This is a genomic window from Delftia sp. CH05 (genome assembly GCF_009827015.1).
In the GTDB taxonomy this organism is placed as follows: domain Bacteria; phylum Pseudomonadota; class Gammaproteobacteria; order Burkholderiales; family Burkholderiaceae_C; genus Comamonas; species Comamonas tsuruhatensis.
In genome coordinates this window covers 237181-253619 of sequence record NZ_WUMG01000002.1, presented here as the reverse complement: position 1 = coordinate 253619, position 16439 = coordinate 237181, and the positions used below count along the sequence as shown (strand labels likewise).

Genomic DNA, 16439 nt, shown 5'->3' with positions numbered 1-16439 from the left:
GCGCATCGAGGAACGATTTTCCATGCCAGACCAAGCCACCACGCCCAAGGCGGCACCGCATCCCGATGCACCGCGCCGAGCCGGCATTGCCGCGGAATTCAGGGGTTCGCCCCTGGGCCTGCTTGTGCAGACAAGCGCCAAGCCCTGGGTGGTGGTGGGAGAGACGCTGCTTTTGCCGTTGCTGGCCCTGTTGGTCGGCATGTGGGCCAACCCCGCCAATCCCCTGTGGGTGGAGGCGGAGTTTCCCTGGGCCTGGCTGGCGCCCGTGGTCGTGGCCCTGCGCTACGGGCCCGTTGCCGGCCTGTCGGCGTCCGGTGTGCTGCTGCTGGCATGGCTGGGCGTCAACCAGCGGGATCTGTCGCTGTTTCCCGAACAGTATTTCCTGGGCGGCCTGATCCTGGTCATGGTCGTGGGCGAGATCTCCAGCCTGTGGCGCGCGCGCATACGCCGTGCGCGCACGGCGCAGAACTACATGGACCAGCGCACCGAGCAGCTGATCCGCCAGCATTACCTGCTGCGCCTGTCGCATGACCGCCTCGAGCAGGAGCTCATAGGCCGTCCCGTGTCCATGCGCGACGCCATCAACGTGCTCAGCGGCCTCAGCGGCGCCGAGGGCGATGCGCAAAGCCTGCTCAACCTGCTGGCGCGCTTCAGCCAGATCAGCGTGGCCAGCCTGGTGCCCGTGCGCAACGATGTGCTGGACCCCACGCCCATTGCCCAGCTGGGCGGCGAGCGGCCCATCCATGTCCATGACCCGCTGGTGCGCCAGGCGCTGGACAGCCATGTGCTGTGCCATATCTCGCAAAGCATGGCGCAAGGCCAGCAGACGCAGTACATCGTCGTGGCGCCCATGCTGGACCTGGAAGGCGAGATCTACGGCCTGCTGCTGGTCGAGGAAATGCCTTTCTTCGCACTGCAGGAAGAAGCGCTGCAGACCATCAACCTGCTGCTGGGCTACTACACCGACAGCGTGGCCGCCAACAGCCTGGCCGCACCGCTGCTGCAGGCCTATCCCGACTGCCCGCCGCACTTCGCCTTCGAGGTGCAGCGCATGGAGCATGTGAACCGCAGCGCGCGCCTGAGCAGCGTGGTGGTGGCGCTGGAGCTGTCGCCGTCGGCCGTCCAGGCGCAGATGGCCCAGCAGATCATGCGGCTGGAGCGCATGCTGGACCGCTCCTGGCTGCAGGAGCGCGATGGCCGGCAACTGCTGGCCATCTTCATGCCGCTGGGCACCAACGCCACGGCCGAGGGCTACCTGAACCGCATCGAGGCCTGGCTGGCCCAGCGCGGCGTGGCCTCGCTGGCCGATGCGGGCATCTTCCCGCGCACCATCTTGCTGGACCGCTGTTCGGCCATCAGCGTGCTGGAGCGGCTGCACCAGATGGGGCAGGGCCATGCTTAACCTCAAGCTGGCCCTGGGCGCGCTGGCCGCGGAAATCGCCTCCTGGAGCAGCCTGTGGCTGCTGCGCAGCCAGTCGGACGCCGCCCTGCTGGGCTATCTCATGGCCCATGGATTGGCCAGCGGCCTGCTGGCGCTGTGCCTGGCGCCGTTCCTGGCCACCTCGGCCAGGTCGGTGCGCCAGCGCCTGGCCCTGGTGGCGCTGATGGGGCTGTTTGCCTATGCCGTGCCGGTGGCCGGCATCCTGGGCGCCGTCGTGGCCACCATTGCGCTGCACACGCAGCGCGGCCCGCGCGGTGGCCAGCGCTTTCCGGTGATGCCCCTGCCCGATTTCGACCCGCACCAGCAGTCCGGAACCGGCCGCCGCCAGGCGGGCCTGCAGTCCTTCCTGGCCAATCCCAATGTGCCCGTCGCCTCGCGCATGCGGGCCATGGTGGCGCTGGGCAGCGTGCCGGGGCGCATTGCCTCGCCCATGCTGCGCACGGCGCTGGGCGATTCCAGCGAGGACCTGCGCCTGCTGGCCTACAGCATGCTGGACGCCAAGGAGCGCGAGATCAGCAAGACCATCCACCAGGAGCTTCAGCTGTTCGAGCATGCCCGCCAGTCCGAGGGCGATGCGCCCTGCGGGCCGCGCGGACTGCAGGCGGCTCGGGCGCTCACCGACCTGTATGCGGAGCTGGTCTACCAGGGCGTGGCGCAGGGCGATGTGCGTGACCACGCCATCCAGCAATCCCTGCACTACTGCGACCTGGTGCTGACCCAGCGGCCCGACAACGCGCTGCTGCTGTTGCGCCGTGGCCGGCTGTTGCATCTGCAGGGCAGGCAGGTGGAGTCGTTGGCCTGCTACGAGCGCTCGCTGGCGCTGGGCATGGAGCCCGCGCGCGTCGTGCCCTACCAGGCCGAGCTGCTGTTCGAGCGGCGCGAGTTCGCCAAGGCGCAGGCGCTGATGCGATCGCTGGACATCGAGCATGCCCTGCCGCGCCTGAAGCCCAGCATCCGCTACTGGAGTGCCTCATGAGCCGTGCGAGCCAGTTCCCCACGGCGGCCAGTGCGGACATCGCGCTGCTGCTGGAGGGCACGTTTCCCTATGTCAGCGGCGGCGTGTCCAGCTGGGTCAACCAGATCCTGCAGGCCTATCCCGAGCACCGCTTCGCCATCGTCTTCCTGGGAAGCCGGCGCGAGGACTATGGCGATTTCCGCTACGCGTTGCCGCCCAACGTGGTGCACTTCGAGCAGCATTTCCTCTTTGACGCCCTGCACTCCAACATCCAGCCAGCGCCCTCGCGCGGCCATCCCGAAGCCCTGGCCAAGGCCCGGGAGTTCCTGCAAGCGCTGGAGGCGCATGACGGCAGTGCCGAAAGCCGGGCCAAGGTGCTGGCGGCCATGCGCTCGATTGCGCTGGAACTGCAGCCCGGCGGCAGCCTGCCGCTGGAGGATTTCCTTCACAGCGAATTCGCCTGGGACCTGATCCGCGACAGCTACCGGCGCCACTGCACCGATCCATCGTTCGTGGACTTCTTCTGGACCGTGCGCATCATGCTGCAGCCGCTGTGGCTGATGGCGCGCATCGCCCACGGGCTGATTCCGGTGCGCGTGCTGCATACGGTCTCCACGGGCTATGCGGGGTTTCTGGGGGGGCTGCTGCACCATTCGCGCGGCCTGCCGCTGGTGCTGTCCGAGCATGGCATCTACACCAAGGAACGGCAGATCGACCTGCTGCAGAGCACCTGGATACGCGATAACCGCAACATCTTCCAGCGCGACCCCATGGAGGTGTCGTTCTTCCGGCAGATGTGGATCCGCTTTTTCGACTGGATGGGGCGCTTTTGCTATGGCGCGGCCGACCCCATCATTGCGCTGTACGAGAACAACCGCCTGCGCCAGGTGGCCGATGGCGCGGCGGCAGAGCGCACGGTCAGCATTCCCAACGGCATCCGCATAGAGCGCTTTGCGCCGCTGCGCGCCCAGCGGCCGGCCGAGACGCCGCCCGTGCTGTGCCTGATCGGCCGCGTGGTGCCCATCAAGGACATCAAGACCTTCATCCGCGCCATGCGCCGCGTGGTCAACCGGATGCCCCAGGCCCAGGCCTGGGTGGCCGGCCCCACGGCCGAAGACCCGGCCTATGCCGATGAATGCCAGAACCTTGTGGACAGCCTGGGCCTGCAGGCCAACGTCCGCTTTCTGGGCATGCAGAAGGTGGAGGAGTTGCTGCCCAAGGTGGGCGTGGTCGTGCTGTCGTCCATCAGCGAGGCGCTGCCCCTGGTGATTCTCGAAGCACAGGCCGCCGGCGTGCCCGTGGTCAGCACCGACGTGGGCTCGTGCCGCCAGCTCATCGACGGGCTGGGGCCCGAGGACCAGGCCCTGGGCTCGTGCGGGCGCGTGGTCGGCATTGCCAACCCCGAGGCACTGGCCGATGCCTGCCTGGAGCTGCTGGCATCGCCCGGGCAATGGCAGGCCGCCAGCGCGGCCGGGATTGCGCGCGTGGAGCGCTACTACTCCGACCGGCTGCTGTTCGAGCGCTACAGGCAGGTCTATGACAGGGCGCTGCAACAGTCCGAGGAAAAACACTGATGGCCGGCATTGGATTCGAACTGCGCCACCTGCTGCGCAAGAACACGCTGACCAGCGTGCTCCAGGCCTACGCCTATGCGGGCGTGATCGGCTCGGGGCCGTGGGTGTTCTCCATCATCGGCATCCTGCTGGTGGGGGTGTTCAGCGTCAGCGTGGTGGCGCCGCCGCTGCTGGTCACGCAGTTCCAGACCTCGGTTACCTACCTGGTGGCCAGCAGCCTGATCCTGACCGGGGCGGCGCAGCTGGCATTCACGCGCTTTGTCTCGGACCAGCTGTTCCTCAAGAAGGACGAGAGCATCCTGCCCAACCTGCATGGCCTGCTGCTGGTCGTGGTGGCCACTGCCAGCGCGCTGGGCACGCTGGCGCTTTTCGTGGTGCTGCCGGGCCAGGGCCTGCTGTACCGCGTGCTGATGCTGGCCGGCTTCACGCTGATGTGCGTGGTCTGGGTCATGACCGTGCTGCTGTCGGGCCTCAAGCACTACCGGGCCATTGCCGGGCTGTTCGGCGCCACCTACCTGCTCATCGTGCTGCTGGCGCTGCCGCTGCGGTACTGGGGGCTGGAAGGGCTGCTGGCCAGCTTCGTGATCGGCCACGTGCTGCTGCTGGCCGGCATGTGGCTGATCGTGCTGCGCAGCTTTCCGCTGCAAAAGCGCTGGATCGCCTTCGACTTCACGCAACGCTCGCTGATCTTTCCGGCGCTGATCGCCATCGGCGTGCTCTACAACCTGGGCATCTGGATCGACAAGTTCATGTTCTGGTACTACCCGCCGACCTCGCAGCAGATCATCGGCGGGCTCAGGGCCTCGCTGATCTACGACCTGCCGGTGTTCCTGTCCTACCTGTCCATCATTCCGGGCATGGCGGTCTTTCTGGTGCGCATCGAGACCGACTTCGTCGAGTACTACGACAAGTTCTTCGATGCCGTGCGCGGCGGCGGATCGCTCGAGTACATCGAGTCCATGCGCAACGAAATGGTCTACGCCATCCAGGCGGGCCTGGGCGAGATCGCCAAGGTGCAGACGCTGGCCGTCCTCGTCACCCTGGTGGCCGGGCCGGCCATCCTGCAGTTGCTGGGCATCTCCCAGCTGTACCTGCCGCTGCTGCATGTGCAGGTGGTCGGCGCCGGGCTGCAGGTGGGCGTGATGGCCGTGCTCAACGTGTTCTTCTATCTGGACGAGCGGCGCATCGTCTTCATGCTGTGCCTGCTGCTGGTGGTGCTGAACATCGCCTTCACGGGCATTTCGCTGGCGCTGGGCGCCGCGTTCTATGGCTACGGCTTTTGCCTGGCCATGCTGGTGACGCTGTGCGTGGGCCTGTTCATGCTCTCGCGCGAACTCAACCGGCTCGAGTACAAGACCTTCATGCTCCAGTGACCGGCAGGCATCTCTCGCCCTTTGCCGATTTGCACGGTCTTGATCCAGCGTGTTGGCGGGGGGCGCCGGTCTGCGCGACAATACGGGATTCGGCGCCGGCACCCAACCGAGACAAAGGTTCCGCCAAGGAACCATTCATTACAACGATTGCGCACCTTGCGTGCAGCGGCCGCCGCCTTTCGCTTTTTCCACTCCAAAGCTTTAAGCCATGAAAAAACGCACCCTCTTGGCCATGGTGGCCCTGTCTGCACTGCTGGCAGCCTGCGGCAAGAACGAGTCCGCATCGACCGCCGCCGCGCCGGTTGCCGCCCCCGTGCCGGCAGCCATGACCAAGTTGGTGATCGGCCTGGACGACAACTTCCCGCCCATGGGCTTTCGTGACGACAAGAACGAGATCGTCGGCTTCGACATCGACATGGCGCGTGAAGCCGCCAAGCGCATGAACGTGGAGGTGGACTTCAAGCCCATCGACTGGAGCGCCAAGGAGGCCGAGCTGGTCGGCAAGCGCGTCGACGCGCTGTGGAACGGCCTGACCATCACCGAAGAGCGCAAGAAGAACATCGCCTTTACCGCGCCCTACATGGAGAACCACCAGATCATCATCGTGCGCGCCGACTCCGACATCAAGGACAAGGCCGGCCTGGCCGGCAAGGTCGTGGGTGCGCAGGATGGCAGCTCGGCCGTGGACGCCATCAAGAAGGACGCCGCCGTGGCCGCCAGCTTCAAGGACCTGAAGACCTTCGGCGACAACATCACCGCGCTGATGGACCTGTCGGCCGGCCGCCTGGACGCCGTCGTGGTCGACGAGGTCGTGGGGCGCTTCCACGTGGCCAAGAAGGCTGGCGAGTACCTGGTGCTCGAGGACAACTTCGGCACCGAGGACTACGGCGTGGGCCTGCGCAAGGAAGACACCGAAGTTCTGGGCAAGCTCGAAGCCGCGCTGGCCGAGATGAAGAAGGACGGCAAGGCCGCCGAAATCGCCTCCAAGTGGTTCGGCAAGGACATCATCAAGTAAATCCGGCACACCATGCGACCGGCAAGGCCAGCCTGGCATTGCCGGTCTTTTGCGTTCTGGGACGCACGCGCCCGTGGCTGCCCGGATCCTGCCGATGCCGGCGGGGCCGCGCACCGCACTGAGGCCATTCGATGGAATATGTAATCTCGCTCATGGGGCCGCTGTCCGCCGGCGCCCTGGTCACCCTCAAGCTCTTCGTCATCACCCTGGCGCTGTCCATTCCCCTGGGACTGTCGCTGGCGCTGATGCGCATCTCCCGCTTTCCCGCCCTGAGCCGGCTGGTCGGCGGCTACATCTGGCTGATGCGCGGCACGCCGCTGATGCTGCAGATGCTGTTCATCTACTTCGCGCTGCCCTTCGTGCCCGTGATCGGCGTGCGCCTGCCCGATTTCCCGGCCGCCGTCGTCGCCTTCGCGCTGAACTACGCCGCCTACTTCGCCGAAATCTTCCGCGCGGGCATCCAGTCCGTGGACCGCGGCCAGTACGAGGGCGCCAAGGTGCTGGGCATGAGCTACGGCCAGACCATGCGCCGCATCATCCTGCCGCAGATGTGGGCGCGCATCATCCCGCCTGTGAGCAACGAGACCATCACCCTGGTCAAGGACACCTCGCTGATCTACGTGCTGGCCCTGAACGATCTGCTGCGCGCCGCGCGCGGCATCGTGCAGCGCGATTTCACCATCACGCCCTTCGTGGTGGCCGCAGGCTTTTACCTCGTGATGACGCTGGTGCTGACCTGGATCTTTCAATACCTAGAAAAACGCCATGCAAAGTATGACGCGTGAAACGCGACACCCCCTGAGTCGCTTCGCGCCTTCCCCCTCTCTCGCTACGCGGGAGGGGGACGACACCCTCGGTGCGGGGCGGCCCTTCCTCGGTGTCCCATGCCTGGGTTGCGCCCCTTTCGTCGGCATTGAACATGGGCAACTGACATGAATACCGAAACAATGATCAGTGCGCAGAACATCTGCAAGGGCTTTGGCGGCGTGCCGGTGCTGCGCGGCGTTTCGCTGGAGCTGGCGCGTGGCGAGGTGGTGGCCATCATCGGTCCCTCGGGATCGGGCAAGAGCACCTTTTTGCGCTGCCTCAACCACCTGGAGACCATTGACAGCGGCCGTGTCGCCGTTGAAGGCGAAGTGCTGGTGGACAGTGGCGCCGACGGCCGCGCCCACTACGTGCCCGATGCGCAGATCCGCCAGATCGGCCGCAAGATGGGCATGGTGTTCCAGTCCTTCAACCTGTTCCCGCACCTCACGGTGCTGGAGAACGTCATCGAGGCGCCGATCGTCGTCAAGGGCCTCAGGCGCGAGCAGATCGTGCCCAAGGCCGAGGCGCTGCTGCACAAGGTGGGCCTGCTGGAAAAGCGCGATGCCTATCCCAACCGTCTGTCGGGCGGGCAAAAGCAGCGCGTGGCCATTGCCCGGGCCCTGGCCATGGAGCCCGACATCCTGCTGTTCGACGAGCCCACCTCCGCGCTGGACCCCGAGCTGACCGGCGAGGTGCTGCGCACCATGCGCGAGCTGGCGCAGGAGCACATGACCATGCTGGTCGTGACCCACGAGATGGGCTTTGCCCGTGAAGTGGCCAATCGCGTGATCTTCATGGACAAGGGGGAGATCGTCGAGCAAGGCCTTGCGGAAGCATTCTTTGCGGCGCCGCAGCACACACGGACCCAGGCATTCCTGCAGAACATGTTGTAAAAAAACATCTGTCCAGTCCGGATTTTCCCCAGGTCCAGAGAGCGTGCAACGCTTGTGTAGCAAGCAAAGCATGCTCTTTTTTTTATGGCGGTTTCTGCCATGACTTTTTGAGAAACATACACGGATGTATGTTTATCTCGGTCGGTGGTGAGCAAGCAGCGGCACCTGTCTGCACAATAGCGGGCTTGCCTGCGAACATTTATCGACCGCACCACAGCATGATCCCAACCGCCTCTTTCGTGGAGTTGCGCAACGTCACCTTCGGCTATGGCGAGCGTGTGATCCTGCGCGACCTGTCGCTGCAGGTGCCGCGCGGCAAAGTCACGGCCCTGATGGGCGCATCGGGCGGGGGCAAGACCACCGTGCTGCGCCTGATCGGCGGCCAGCAGCATGCCCAGCAGGGGCAGGTGCTGTTCGATGGCAAGGACGTCACCACCATGGACGCCGCGGGCCTGTACGCTGCGCGCCGGCGCATGGGCATGCTGTTCCAGTTCGGCGCCCTGTTCACCGACATGAGCGTGTTCGACAACGTGGCCTTCCCGCTGCGCGAGCACACCGACCTTCCCGACGAACTGGTGCGCGACATCGTGCTCATGAAGCTGCATGCCGTGGGTCTGCGCGGTGCGCGCGACCTCATGCCCAGCGAGATATCGGGCGGCATGGCCCGCCGCGTGGCGCTGGCGCGGGCCATTGCACTGGACCCCGAACTGGTCATGTACGACGAGCCCTTCGCCGGGCTGGACCCCATTTCCCTGGGCACCGCTGCCCAACTGATCCGAGAACTCAACGACGCCATGGGCCTGACCTCCATCCTGGTGTCCCATGACGTGGAGGAAACCTTCCATGTGGCCGACCATGTGGTCATCCTGGGCAACGGCGGTGTCGCCGCCCAGGGCTCGCCCGAGGAAGTCAAGGCCAATCCCGATCCGCTGGTGCAGCAGTTCATCCACGCACGCGCCACCGGCCCCGTACCCTTCCATTACCCCGGCGTGAGTGCCGAAGAGGATTTCGGCACGCCTGAAAGCCCGGTCAAGGCCAACGGCCGGAGGCGCGCATGAACCGGCTGCATCCCGCTCGCATCGGCGCGGCAGTGCGCCACCAGTTGACCCAGCTGGGCATGGGCACCCGCCTGTTCGGCCGCCTGCTCGCGCTGATGGGGCCGGCGCTGGGCAGGCCGCGGCTGATTGGCGACCAGATCCATTTCCTGGGCAACTATTCGCTGGCCATCATCGGCGTGTCCGGCCTGTTCGTCGGTTTCGTGCTGGGCCTGCAGGGCTACTACACCCTGCAGCGCTACGGCTCGGCCGAGGCGCTGGGCCTGCTGGTGGCGCTGTCCCTGGTGCGCGAGCTCGGCCCCGTCGTCACGGCGCTGCTGTTTGCCGGCCGTGCCGGCACGGCGCTGACGGCCGAGATCGGCCTCATGAAGGCCGGCGAGCAGTTGTCGGCCATGGAAATGATGGCCGTGGACCCCGTGCGCCGCATCCTGGCGCCGCGCTTCGTGGCCGGCCTGATCGCCATGCCGCTGCTGGCCGCTGTCTTCAGCGCCGTCGGCGTGATCGGCGGCTGGCTGGTGGGCGTGGTCATGATCGGCGTCGATGGCGGTGCCTTCTGGGGCCAGATGCAAAACGGCGTGGACTGGTGGTATGACCTGGGCAACGGCGTTCTCAAGAGCCTGGTGTTCGGCGTGGCGGTGACCTTCATCGCGCTGCTGCAGGGCTATGCAGCCAAGCCCACGCCCGAAGGCGTGTCCCGCGCGACCACGCGCACGGTGGTGATGGCCTCGCTGGCCGTGCTGGGGCTGGACTTCCTGCTCACGGCCACGATGTTCAGCCTTTGACCCGGCGCCGAAGCCACCCCCGCAAAACAAGGAAAAACAAACCATGCAGCAATCCAAGAGTGATGTCTGGGTCGGACTGTTCGTGCTGATCGGCGCTGCGGCGCTGGTGTTCCTGGCGCTGCAGTCGGCTAACCTGCTGAGCCTGAGCTTCCAGAAAACCTACACGCTGACCGCGCGCTTCGACAACATCGGCGGACTCAAGCCCAAGGCGGCCGTGCGCAGCGCGGGCGTCGTCGTGGGCCGCGTGGAATCCATCACCTTCGACGATCAGGTCTTTCAGGCCAGCGTGACCATGGCCATGGAAAACCGCTACGCGTTTCCCAAGGACAGTTCCCTGAAGATCCTGACCAGCGGCCTGCTCGGCGACCAGTACATCGGCATCGAAGCCGGCGCAGATGACCACAACCTCAAGGATGGCGACCGCGTCGTCGCAACCCAGTCGGCCGTTGTGCTGGAAAATCTGATCGGACAGTTCCTCTACGGCAAGGCCGAGCAGGGTGGCAGCTCCGGTGCAGGAGGCAAAGAATGACAACCAACCATGAACAGGCGACCGCGGGTCGCCCTGCAGTCCAGGCAGCATCCTGGCAGCGCACAGCCATGCTGGGCACATTGGCCGCCGCTTCGCTGCTCGCCGGCTGCGCCACCGCGCCGGGCGAGGCCCGCAATCCCCAGGACCCGTTCGAGCCGTTCAACCGCAGCGTCTACTCGTTCAACGACGGCCTGGACCGTGCCGTCCTGAAGCCGGTGGCCACGGCCTACCGCGACGTCACTCCGCGTCTGGCCCGCGATGGCGTGAGCAATTTCTTCTCCAACCTCAGCGATGTCTGGTCCTTCGTGAACAACGCGCTGCAGGGCCAGGCCGAAGGCGCCTACAACTCCGTCGTGCGGTTCTCGGTGAATACGGTCTTCGGCCTGGGCGGCTTGCTCGACATCGCCAGCGAGGCCGGCATCGAGCGCCAAAAGCAGGACTTCGGCCAGACCCTGGGTCGCTGGGGCGTGCCCACCGGGCCGTACCTGGTGCTGCCGCTGCTGGGCCCGTCCACGGTGCGTGACACTGCGGCTCTTCCGGTGGATGCCTGGGGCAACCCCATGTCGGCGATCAACGACATCCCGGTTCGCAACAGCCTGTATGTGCTGCGACTGGTGGATACACGTGCCCGCCTGCTCAATGCCTCCGACACGCTGGACTCCGTCGCGCTCGACCGCTACAGCCTGACGCGCGATGTCTACCTGAACCTGCGGCGTGGCAAGTCGGGTGATGACGGTCGCATCGAGGATTACGACGACGATGCCGGCAAGCTGCCGCCCGAAGACGGCGCGAAGTAAGCAGTTCGTAACATCCCGAGATGAAAAACGGCCGCTGCCTGACATGGCGCGGCCGGAAAAATGTGCAATATCAACCCGGTCCGGGGCATGAGGCCCTGCTGGGAAAGGAAGAGTGATGATCAATCGACGTGCCTGGAGCGCTGCCGCTGCAGCCATGCTGGCCATGGGAACCCTTGGCGCGGCACTGCCGGCCCGCGCAGCCGGCGAGACCCCCGATGCGCTGATCAAGCGTGTCTCCACCGACGTGCTGGAAACCATCAAGAAGGACCCCTCGCTGCGCGAGGGCGATGTCTCCAAGGTCAATGCGCTGGTCAATGACAAGGTCATGCCGTATGTGAATTTCCGCCGCATGACCTCCGCCTCGGTGGGGCCGGCCTGGCGCCAGGCCACGCCTGCGCAGCGCGAGAAGCTGGAGACCGAGTTCAAGGCCCTGCTGATCCGCACCTATTCGGGCGCGCTGACGCAGGTCAGTAACCAGACCATCAACGTCAAGCCCCTGCGCGCGGCAGCCGGCGACACCGATGTGCTGGTGCGCACCGAAGTGCTGGGCCGCGGCGAGCCCGTGCAGCTGGACTACCGGCTCGAGAAGTCCGGCGACGGCTGGAAGATCTACAACCTGAACGTGCTGGGCGTGTGGCTGGTGGAAACCTACCGCAACCAGTTCAGCCAGGAAATCAATGCCCGCGGCATCGACGGCCTGATCGAGACCCTGGCCACGCGCAGCAAGATGCCGGCCACGCCGCCCTCCAAGGGCTGACAGCCGCGGACGCACGCGCCATGCTGCAGCTCCCCCGTGAACTGACCTACCGCCAGGCGCGCAGCTGTCTCGTGCAGCTGCGGCCCCAGGTGCAGGCCTTCGATGGCGCCCAGGTGCGTGTCGATGCCAGCGGTGTCGAGGTCTTCGACTCGTCCGCACTGGCCGTGCTGCTGGCCTGCCGCCGCACCGCGAAGGCGGCAGACAAGCAATTGGTGGTCGTGGGCCTGCCGCAGGGCCTGCAGTCCATGGCAGCGCTGTATGGCGTCGACGGGCTGCTGGCCGACACGGCCGCATCCTCCCCCTCCTGAGCCGGCGCAGCGCGCCGCTGCAAAGAGCCCTGCAAGGCAGGTTTGGCTGCAAGGGCCTAGAATCGCGCCTCGCATGTCTGCCGTCTCATTCCAATCCATCTCCAAGACCTACCAGACCCCCAAGGGGGCCTTCCAGGCGCTCAACCACGTGAGTCTGGACATCGAGGAGGGCGAGTTCTTCGGCCTGCTCGGTCCCAATGGCGCTGGCAAGACCACGATGATCAGCATCCTGGCCGGCCTGTCGCGCGCCACCAGCGGCCGCGTGCTGGTCCAGGGCAGCGACGTGCATGCCGACTACTCGGCTGCCCGGCGCAAGCTGGGCATCGTGCCGCAGGAGCTGGTCTTCGATCCCTTCTTCAATGTGCGCGAGGCGCTGCGCTTTCAGTCCGGCTATTTCGGCGTCAGGAACAATGACGACTGGATCGACGAGCTGCTGCACAGCCTGGGGCTGACCGACAAGGCCAATTCCAACATGCGCCAGCTGTCCGGCGGCATGAAGCGCCGCGTGCTGGTGGCCCAGGCGCTGGTGCACAAGCCGCCCATCATCGTGCTCGACGAGCCCACGGCCGGCGTGGACGTGGAGCTGCGCCAGACGCTGTGGCACTTCATCGCGCGCCTGAACCGCGAAGGCCATACCGTGCTGCTCACCACCCACTACCTGGAAGAGGCCGAGGCGCTGTGCAGCCGCGTGGCCATGCTCAAGCAGGGCAACATCGTCAAGCTCTCGACCATGTCGGATCTGCTCAAGTCCGCCTCCTCCAACGTGCTGCAGTTCAAGACCGATACCGCCTTGCCGCCGGCCCTGGCCGCGCGTGCGCGGGTGACCGGCCGCATCGTGCAGATACCCGCCAACGACGCCAGCGATGTGGAACGCCTGCTCGCCGCGCTGCGCGAGGGCTCCGTCGTGCCCGAGGACGTGGAAATCCGCCGCGCCGATCTGGAGGACGTCTTCATCCATGTGATGAATGAGCAGGGACAGACTTCGCAGGGAGCTTCGGCATGAACGGCTGGCAGACTCTGCTCAAGAAGGAAGTGCTGCGTTTTTGGAAGGTCAGCTTCCAGACCGTGGCCGCACCCGTGCTCACGGCCGTGCTCTATCTGCTGATCTTCGGCCATGTGCTCGAAGGCCGGGTGCTGGTGTACGACCGCATCAGCTACACGGCCTTCCTGATCCCTGGCCTGGTGATGATGAGCGTGCTGCAGAACGCCTTCGCCAACAGCTCCTCCAGCCTGGTGCAGAGCAAGATCATGGGCTCCATGGTCTTCGTGCTGCTCACGCCGCTGTCGCACTGGGCCTGGTTCGGGGCCTATGTGGGAGCGTCGGTGCTGCGCGGGCTGCTGGTGGGCGCGGGCGTGTTCGTCGTCACGCTGTACTTCGCCATTCCCGAATTCATGGCACCGCTGTGGATTCTGGTCTTCGGCCTGCTGGGCGCGGCGCTGCTGGGCACGCTGGGTGTGATCGCCGGCCTGTGGGCCGACAAGTTCGACCAGATGGCGGCCTTTCAGAACTTCCTGATCATGCCCATGACGTTCCTGTCGGGCGTGTTCTATTCGATCCAGTCCCTGCCGCCTTTTTGGCAAAAAGTCAGCCATCTGAACCCGTTTTTCTACATGATCGACGGTTTCCGCTACGGCTTCTTCGGCCAGAGCGACGTATCGCCCTGGGTCAGCCTGGCCATCGTTGGCTCGGCCTGGCTGGCGGTGAGTGCCCTGGCCGTGCATCTGCTGCGCATCGGCTACAAGATCCGCGGCTGAGGTTTTTCCTCAGGCTGCGGCGGGCGCTGTGCCGGCATTTTCGAACCCACCCATGAACAGGCGGCCGGCGCCCGGCGCCGCCGCCAACCAAGGCCATGCCGCGATGCATGGCAGGAAAGCTTCCCCATGACTGCAGACCAACTCAAGGAACTGATCGCCACCGGCCTGCCTTGCGAACACATTGCGCTGGAAGGCGACGGACGGCACTGGTTTGCCACCATCGTCTCGGCCCAATTCGAGGGCCAGCGACTGCTGCAGCGCCAGCGCCTGGTCTACGCCACGCTGGGCCAGCGCATGCATACCGACGAGGTCCATGCGCTGTCCATGAAGACCTACACGCCCGCCGAGTGGGCTGCCCAGGCCGGCCAGGCCTGAGCGCACAGCCCGGTCACGACGCCTCAGACTTTCTGCCGCAACTGGTCGATACGGCCCGTGCGGCATCTCCTTTTTCCCGATTTCCAGATTCAAGTCTGTCAGCCATGGACAAACTCCTGATTCGCGGTGGCCGAGCGCTGCATGGCGAGGTGACGGTCTCCGGCGCCAAGAATGCCGCCCTGCCCGAGCTGTGCGCTGCGCTGCTGTCGTCCGAGCCCGTCACCCTGCGCAATGTGCCGCGCCTGCAGGACGTGGCCACCATGCTCAAGCTCATCCGCAACATGGGTGTCGGCGCCGAGCACGATGACAGCGGCACCGTGCGCATCCACGCCGGCTCGCTGTCCAACCCCGAGGCACCCTACGAACTGGTCAAGACCATGCGCGCCTCGGTCCTGGCCCTGGGCCCGCTGCTGGCCCGATTCGGCCAGGCCCGCGTGTCGCTGCCCGGCGGCTGCGCCATCGGCTCGCGCCCCGTGGACCAGCACATCAAGGGCCTGCAGGCCATGGGTGCCGAGATCGTTGTCGAGAACGGCTACATGCACGCGTGCCTGCCCGGGCATCTCAAGCGCCTGCAGGGCGCCCGCATCACCACCGACATGGTGACGGTCACGGGCACCGAGAACTTCCTGATGGCCGCCGTGCTGGCCGAAGGCGAGACGGTGCTGGAAAACGCCGCCATGGAGCCCGAGATCGGCGACCTGGCCGAAATGCTCATCAAGATGGGCGCAAGGATCGAAGGGCACGGCACCAGCCGCATCGTCATCCAGGGTGTGGGGCGGCTGAGCGGCTGCGAGCACCAGGTGGTGGCCGACCGCATCGAGGCCGGCACCTTCCTGTGCGCCGTGGCGGCCACGGGCGGCGAGGCGCTGCTGCGCAATGGCCGTGCCGACCACCTGGGCGCGGTCATCGACAAGCTCAAGGACGCTGGGGCCGAAGTGTCCGCCGAGGAGGGCGGCATCCGCGTGCGCGCTGCCGGCAAGCTCAAGGCCCAGAGTTTCCGCACCACCGAGTACCCGGGCTTTCCCACCGACATGCAGGCGCAGTTCATGGCGCTGAACCTGGTGGCCGAAGGCTGCAGCATGGTCACCGAGACCATCTTCGAGAACCGCTTCATGCACGTCGACGAGATGCTGCGCCTGGGCGCGCAGATCACCACCGACGGACGCGTGGCCACCATCACCGGCAGCCAGTCGCTGTCGGGCGCGGCCGTCATGGCCACCGACCTGCGCGCTTCGGCCAGCCTGGTCATCGCCGGCCTCGTGGCCAAGGGCGAGACCCTGGTCGATCGCATCTATCATCTGGACCGCGGCTACGATCGCATGGAAGACAAGCTGCGCGGCCTGGGTGCCGACATCGAAAGAGTTTCCCAATGACCATCACGATTGCCCTGTCCAAGGGCCGCATCTACGACGAAACCGTGCCGCTGCTGGCCGCTGCCGGCATCTCGGTCACCGAAGACATTGAAAAGTCGCGCAAGCTGATCTTCGAGACCAACCAGAGCCACGTGCGCGTGGTGCTGGTGCGCGCCTCCGACGTGCCGGTCTACGTGCAGTACGGCGGCGCCGACCTCGGCGTGGCCGGCCTGGACTCCCTGATCGAGCATGGTGCCCAGGGCCTGTACCAGCCCCTGGACCTGAAGATCGCGCGCTGCCGCGTCAGCGTCGCCGTGCGCAACGGCTTCGACTACGCGCTGGCCGTCAAGCAGGGCGCCCGTCTGCGCATCGCCACCAAGTATCCCGAGATCGCGCGCAACTTCTTCGCCACCAAGGGCGTGCACGTGGACATGGTCAAGCTCTACGGCTCCATGGAACTGGCCCCGCTGACCGGCATGGCCGACGCCATCGTCGACTTGGTGTCCACTGGCAACACGCTCAAGGCCAATGACCTGGTCGAGGTCGAGCCCATCATGGAGATCAGCTCGCGCCTGGTGGTCAACCAGGCCTCGCTCAAGCTCAAGCAGGCCCCTCTGCGCAAGATCATCGATGCCTTCGCATCGGCCATTCCCCAAGACTGAAGCCCTCTG

The 16439-nt window shown here is 66.0% G+C and carries 18 protein-coding genes; all 18 read left to right on the top strand.

Annotation, left to right across the window (positions count from 1 at the left end; translation table 11 throughout):
* Positions 1 to 22: 22 nt before the first annotated feature.
* The 18 genes from GRX31_RS03030 to hisG all read left to right on the top strand — a co-directional run bounded on the left by GRX31_RS03030 (position 23) and on the right by hisG (position 16430).
* The gene (locus GRX31_RS03030; RefSeq protein WP_016445569.1) at positions 23 to 1402 is read left to right on the top strand and encodes a PelD GGDEF domain-containing protein; all 1380 of its coding nucleotides are present in this window, start codon (positions 23 to 25) and stop codon (positions 1400 to 1402) included.
* Positions 1395 to 2417, top strand: coding sequence for a hypothetical protein (locus GRX31_RS03025; RefSeq protein ID WP_160851396.1), 1023 nt, complete (start codon positions 1395 to 1397; stop codon positions 2415 to 2417). The genes GRX31_RS03030 and GRX31_RS03025 overlap by 8 nt, the downstream gene beginning before the upstream one ends.
* On the top strand, positions 2414 to 3970 hold the full coding sequence (gene pelF, locus GRX31_RS03020; protein WP_016445571.1) for a GT4 family glycosyltransferase PelF: 1557 nt from the start codon (positions 2414 to 2416) through the stop codon (positions 3968 to 3970). The genes GRX31_RS03025 and pelF overlap by 4 nt, the downstream gene beginning before the upstream one ends.
* The gene (pelG, locus tag GRX31_RS03015) at positions 3970 to 5343 is read left to right on the top strand and encodes an exopolysaccharide Pel transporter PelG (RefSeq protein ID WP_016445572.1); all 1374 of its coding nucleotides are present in this window, start codon (positions 3970 to 3972) and stop codon (positions 5341 to 5343) included. Before pelF ends, pelG begins: the two co-directional genes overlap by 1 nt.
* 208 nt (positions 5344 to 5551) lie before the next feature.
* Positions 5552 to 6358: an amino acid ABC transporter substrate-binding protein gene (locus GRX31_RS03010; protein ID WP_016445573.1), complete on the top strand. Its 807-nt coding sequence runs from the start codon at positions 5552 to 5554 to the stop codon at positions 6356 to 6358.
* Positions 6359 to 6489: 131 nt separating this feature from the next.
* The gene (locus GRX31_RS03005; protein ID WP_012207336.1) at positions 6490 to 7143 is read left to right on the top strand and encodes an amino acid ABC transporter permease; all 654 of its coding nucleotides are present in this window, start codon (positions 6490 to 6492) and stop codon (positions 7141 to 7143) included.
* 147 nt (positions 7144 to 7290) lie between these two features.
* The gene (locus GRX31_RS03000; RefSeq protein WP_160851394.1) at positions 7291 to 8058 is read left to right on the top strand and encodes an amino acid ABC transporter ATP-binding protein; all 768 of its coding nucleotides are present in this window, start codon (positions 7291 to 7293) and stop codon (positions 8056 to 8058) included.
* A gap of 218 nt (positions 8059 to 8276) precedes the next feature.
* Positions 8277 to 9116, top strand: a complete 840-nt coding sequence (locus GRX31_RS02995; RefSeq protein ID WP_016445575.1) for an ABC transporter ATP-binding protein — start codon at positions 8277 to 8279, stop codon at positions 9114 to 9116.
* On the top strand, positions 9113 to 9895 hold the full coding sequence (gene mlaE, locus GRX31_RS02990; RefSeq protein WP_016445576.1) for a lipid asymmetry maintenance ABC transporter permease subunit MlaE: 783 nt from the start codon (positions 9113 to 9115) through the stop codon (positions 9893 to 9895). The genes GRX31_RS02995 and mlaE overlap by 4 nt, the downstream gene beginning before the upstream one ends.
* 43 nt (positions 9896 to 9938) lie before the next feature.
* A complete protein-coding gene (gene mlaD, locus GRX31_RS02985) occupies positions 9939 to 10424 on the top strand; it encodes an outer membrane lipid asymmetry maintenance protein MlaD (protein ID WP_016445577.1) in 486 nt (161 codons plus the stop codon).
* Complete coding sequence (locus GRX31_RS02980; protein WP_026062402.1) at positions 10421 to 11221, top strand: MlaA family lipoprotein; 801 nt, start codon at positions 10421 to 10423, stop codon at positions 11219 to 11221. The genes mlaD and GRX31_RS02980 overlap by 4 nt, the downstream gene beginning before the upstream one ends.
* A 115-nt stretch (positions 11222 to 11336) precedes the next feature.
* Positions 11337 to 11978, top strand: a complete 642-nt coding sequence (locus GRX31_RS02975) for an MlaC/ttg2D family ABC transporter substrate-binding protein (protein WP_016445579.1) — start codon at positions 11337 to 11339, stop codon at positions 11976 to 11978.
* Positions 11979 to 11998: 20 nt separating this feature from the next.
* The gene (locus tag GRX31_RS02970) at positions 11999 to 12286 is read left to right on the top strand and encodes an STAS domain-containing protein (RefSeq protein ID WP_016445580.1); all 288 of its coding nucleotides are present in this window, start codon (positions 11999 to 12001) and stop codon (positions 12284 to 12286) included.
* A gap of 73 nt (positions 12287 to 12359) precedes the next feature.
* A complete protein-coding gene (locus GRX31_RS02965; RefSeq protein ID WP_013800798.1) occupies positions 12360 to 13289 on the top strand; it encodes an ABC transporter ATP-binding protein in 930 nt (309 codons plus the stop codon).
* Entirely contained in the window at positions 13286 to 14041 is a 756-nt protein-coding gene (locus GRX31_RS02960; protein WP_160851391.1) for an ABC transporter permease, read from the top strand. The genes GRX31_RS02965 and GRX31_RS02960 overlap by 4 nt, the downstream gene beginning before the upstream one ends.
* A gap of 126 nt (positions 14042 to 14167) precedes the next feature.
* Positions 14168 to 14416, top strand: coding sequence for a BolA family protein (locus tag GRX31_RS02955; RefSeq protein WP_012207326.1), 249 nt, complete (start codon positions 14168 to 14170; stop codon positions 14414 to 14416).
* Positions 14417 to 14520: 104 nt separating this feature from the next.
* A complete protein-coding gene (gene murA, locus GRX31_RS02950; protein ID WP_046239371.1) occupies positions 14521 to 15789 on the top strand; it encodes a UDP-N-acetylglucosamine 1-carboxyvinyltransferase in 1269 nt (422 codons plus the stop codon).
* Positions 15786 to 16430, top strand: coding sequence for an ATP phosphoribosyltransferase (gene hisG, locus GRX31_RS02945; RefSeq protein WP_016445583.1), 645 nt, complete (start codon positions 15786 to 15788; stop codon positions 16428 to 16430). The genes murA and hisG overlap by 4 nt, the downstream gene beginning before the upstream one ends.
* The last annotated feature ends 9 nt before the right edge of the window (positions 16431 to 16439 follow it).

Coding starts and splice junctions, on each gene's coding strand:
- GRX31_RS02965 (WP_013800798.1), top strand. CDS start 12,360: ATGTCTGCCGTCTCATTCCAATCCATCTCCAAGACCTACCAGACCCCC.
- GRX31_RS02975 (WP_016445579.1), top strand. CDS start 11,337: ATGATCAATCGACGTGCCTGGAGCGCTGCCGCTGCAGCCATGCTGGCC.
- pelF (WP_016445571.1), top strand. CDS start 2,414: ATGAGCCGTGCGAGCCAGTTCCCCACGGCGGCCAGTGCGGACATCGCG.
- GRX31_RS02955 (WP_012207326.1), top strand. CDS start 14,168: ATGACTGCAGACCAACTCAAGGAACTGATCGCCACCGGCCTGCCTTGC.
- GRX31_RS03030 (WP_016445569.1), top strand. CDS start 23: ATGCCAGACCAAGCCACCACGCCCAAGGCGGCACCGCATCCCGATGCA.
- GRX31_RS03000 (WP_160851394.1), top strand. CDS start 7,291: ATGAATACCGAAACAATGATCAGTGCGCAGAACATCTGCAAGGGCTTT.
- GRX31_RS02960 (WP_160851391.1), top strand. CDS start 13,286: ATGAACGGCTGGCAGACTCTGCTCAAGAAGGAAGTGCTGCGTTTTTGG.
- GRX31_RS02980 (WP_026062402.1), top strand. CDS start 10,421: ATGACAACCAACCATGAACAGGCGACCGCGGGTCGCCCTGCAGTCCAG.
- GRX31_RS02970 (WP_016445580.1), top strand. CDS start 11,999: ATGCTGCAGCTCCCCCGTGAACTGACCTACCGCCAGGCGCGCAGCTGT.
- mlaE (WP_016445576.1), top strand. CDS start 9,113: ATGAACCGGCTGCATCCCGCTCGCATCGGCGCGGCAGTGCGCCACCAG.
- pelG (WP_016445572.1), top strand. CDS start 3,970: ATGGCCGGCATTGGATTCGAACTGCGCCACCTGCTGCGCAAGAACACG.
- GRX31_RS03025 (WP_160851396.1), top strand. CDS start 1,395: ATGCTTAACCTCAAGCTGGCCCTGGGCGCGCTGGCCGCGGAAATCGCC.
- GRX31_RS02995 (WP_016445575.1), top strand. CDS start 8,277: ATGATCCCAACCGCCTCTTTCGTGGAGTTGCGCAACGTCACCTTCGGC.
- murA (WP_046239371.1), top strand. CDS start 14,521: ATGGACAAACTCCTGATTCGCGGTGGCCGAGCGCTGCATGGCGAGGTG.
- mlaD (WP_016445577.1), top strand. CDS start 9,939: ATGCAGCAATCCAAGAGTGATGTCTGGGTCGGACTGTTCGTGCTGATC.
- GRX31_RS03005 (WP_012207336.1), top strand. CDS start 6,490: ATGGAATATGTAATCTCGCTCATGGGGCCGCTGTCCGCCGGCGCCCTG.
- GRX31_RS03010 (WP_016445573.1), top strand. CDS start 5,552: ATGAAAAAACGCACCCTCTTGGCCATGGTGGCCCTGTCTGCACTGCTG.
- hisG (WP_016445583.1), top strand. CDS start 15,786: ATGACCATCACGATTGCCCTGTCCAAGGGCCGCATCTACGACGAAACC.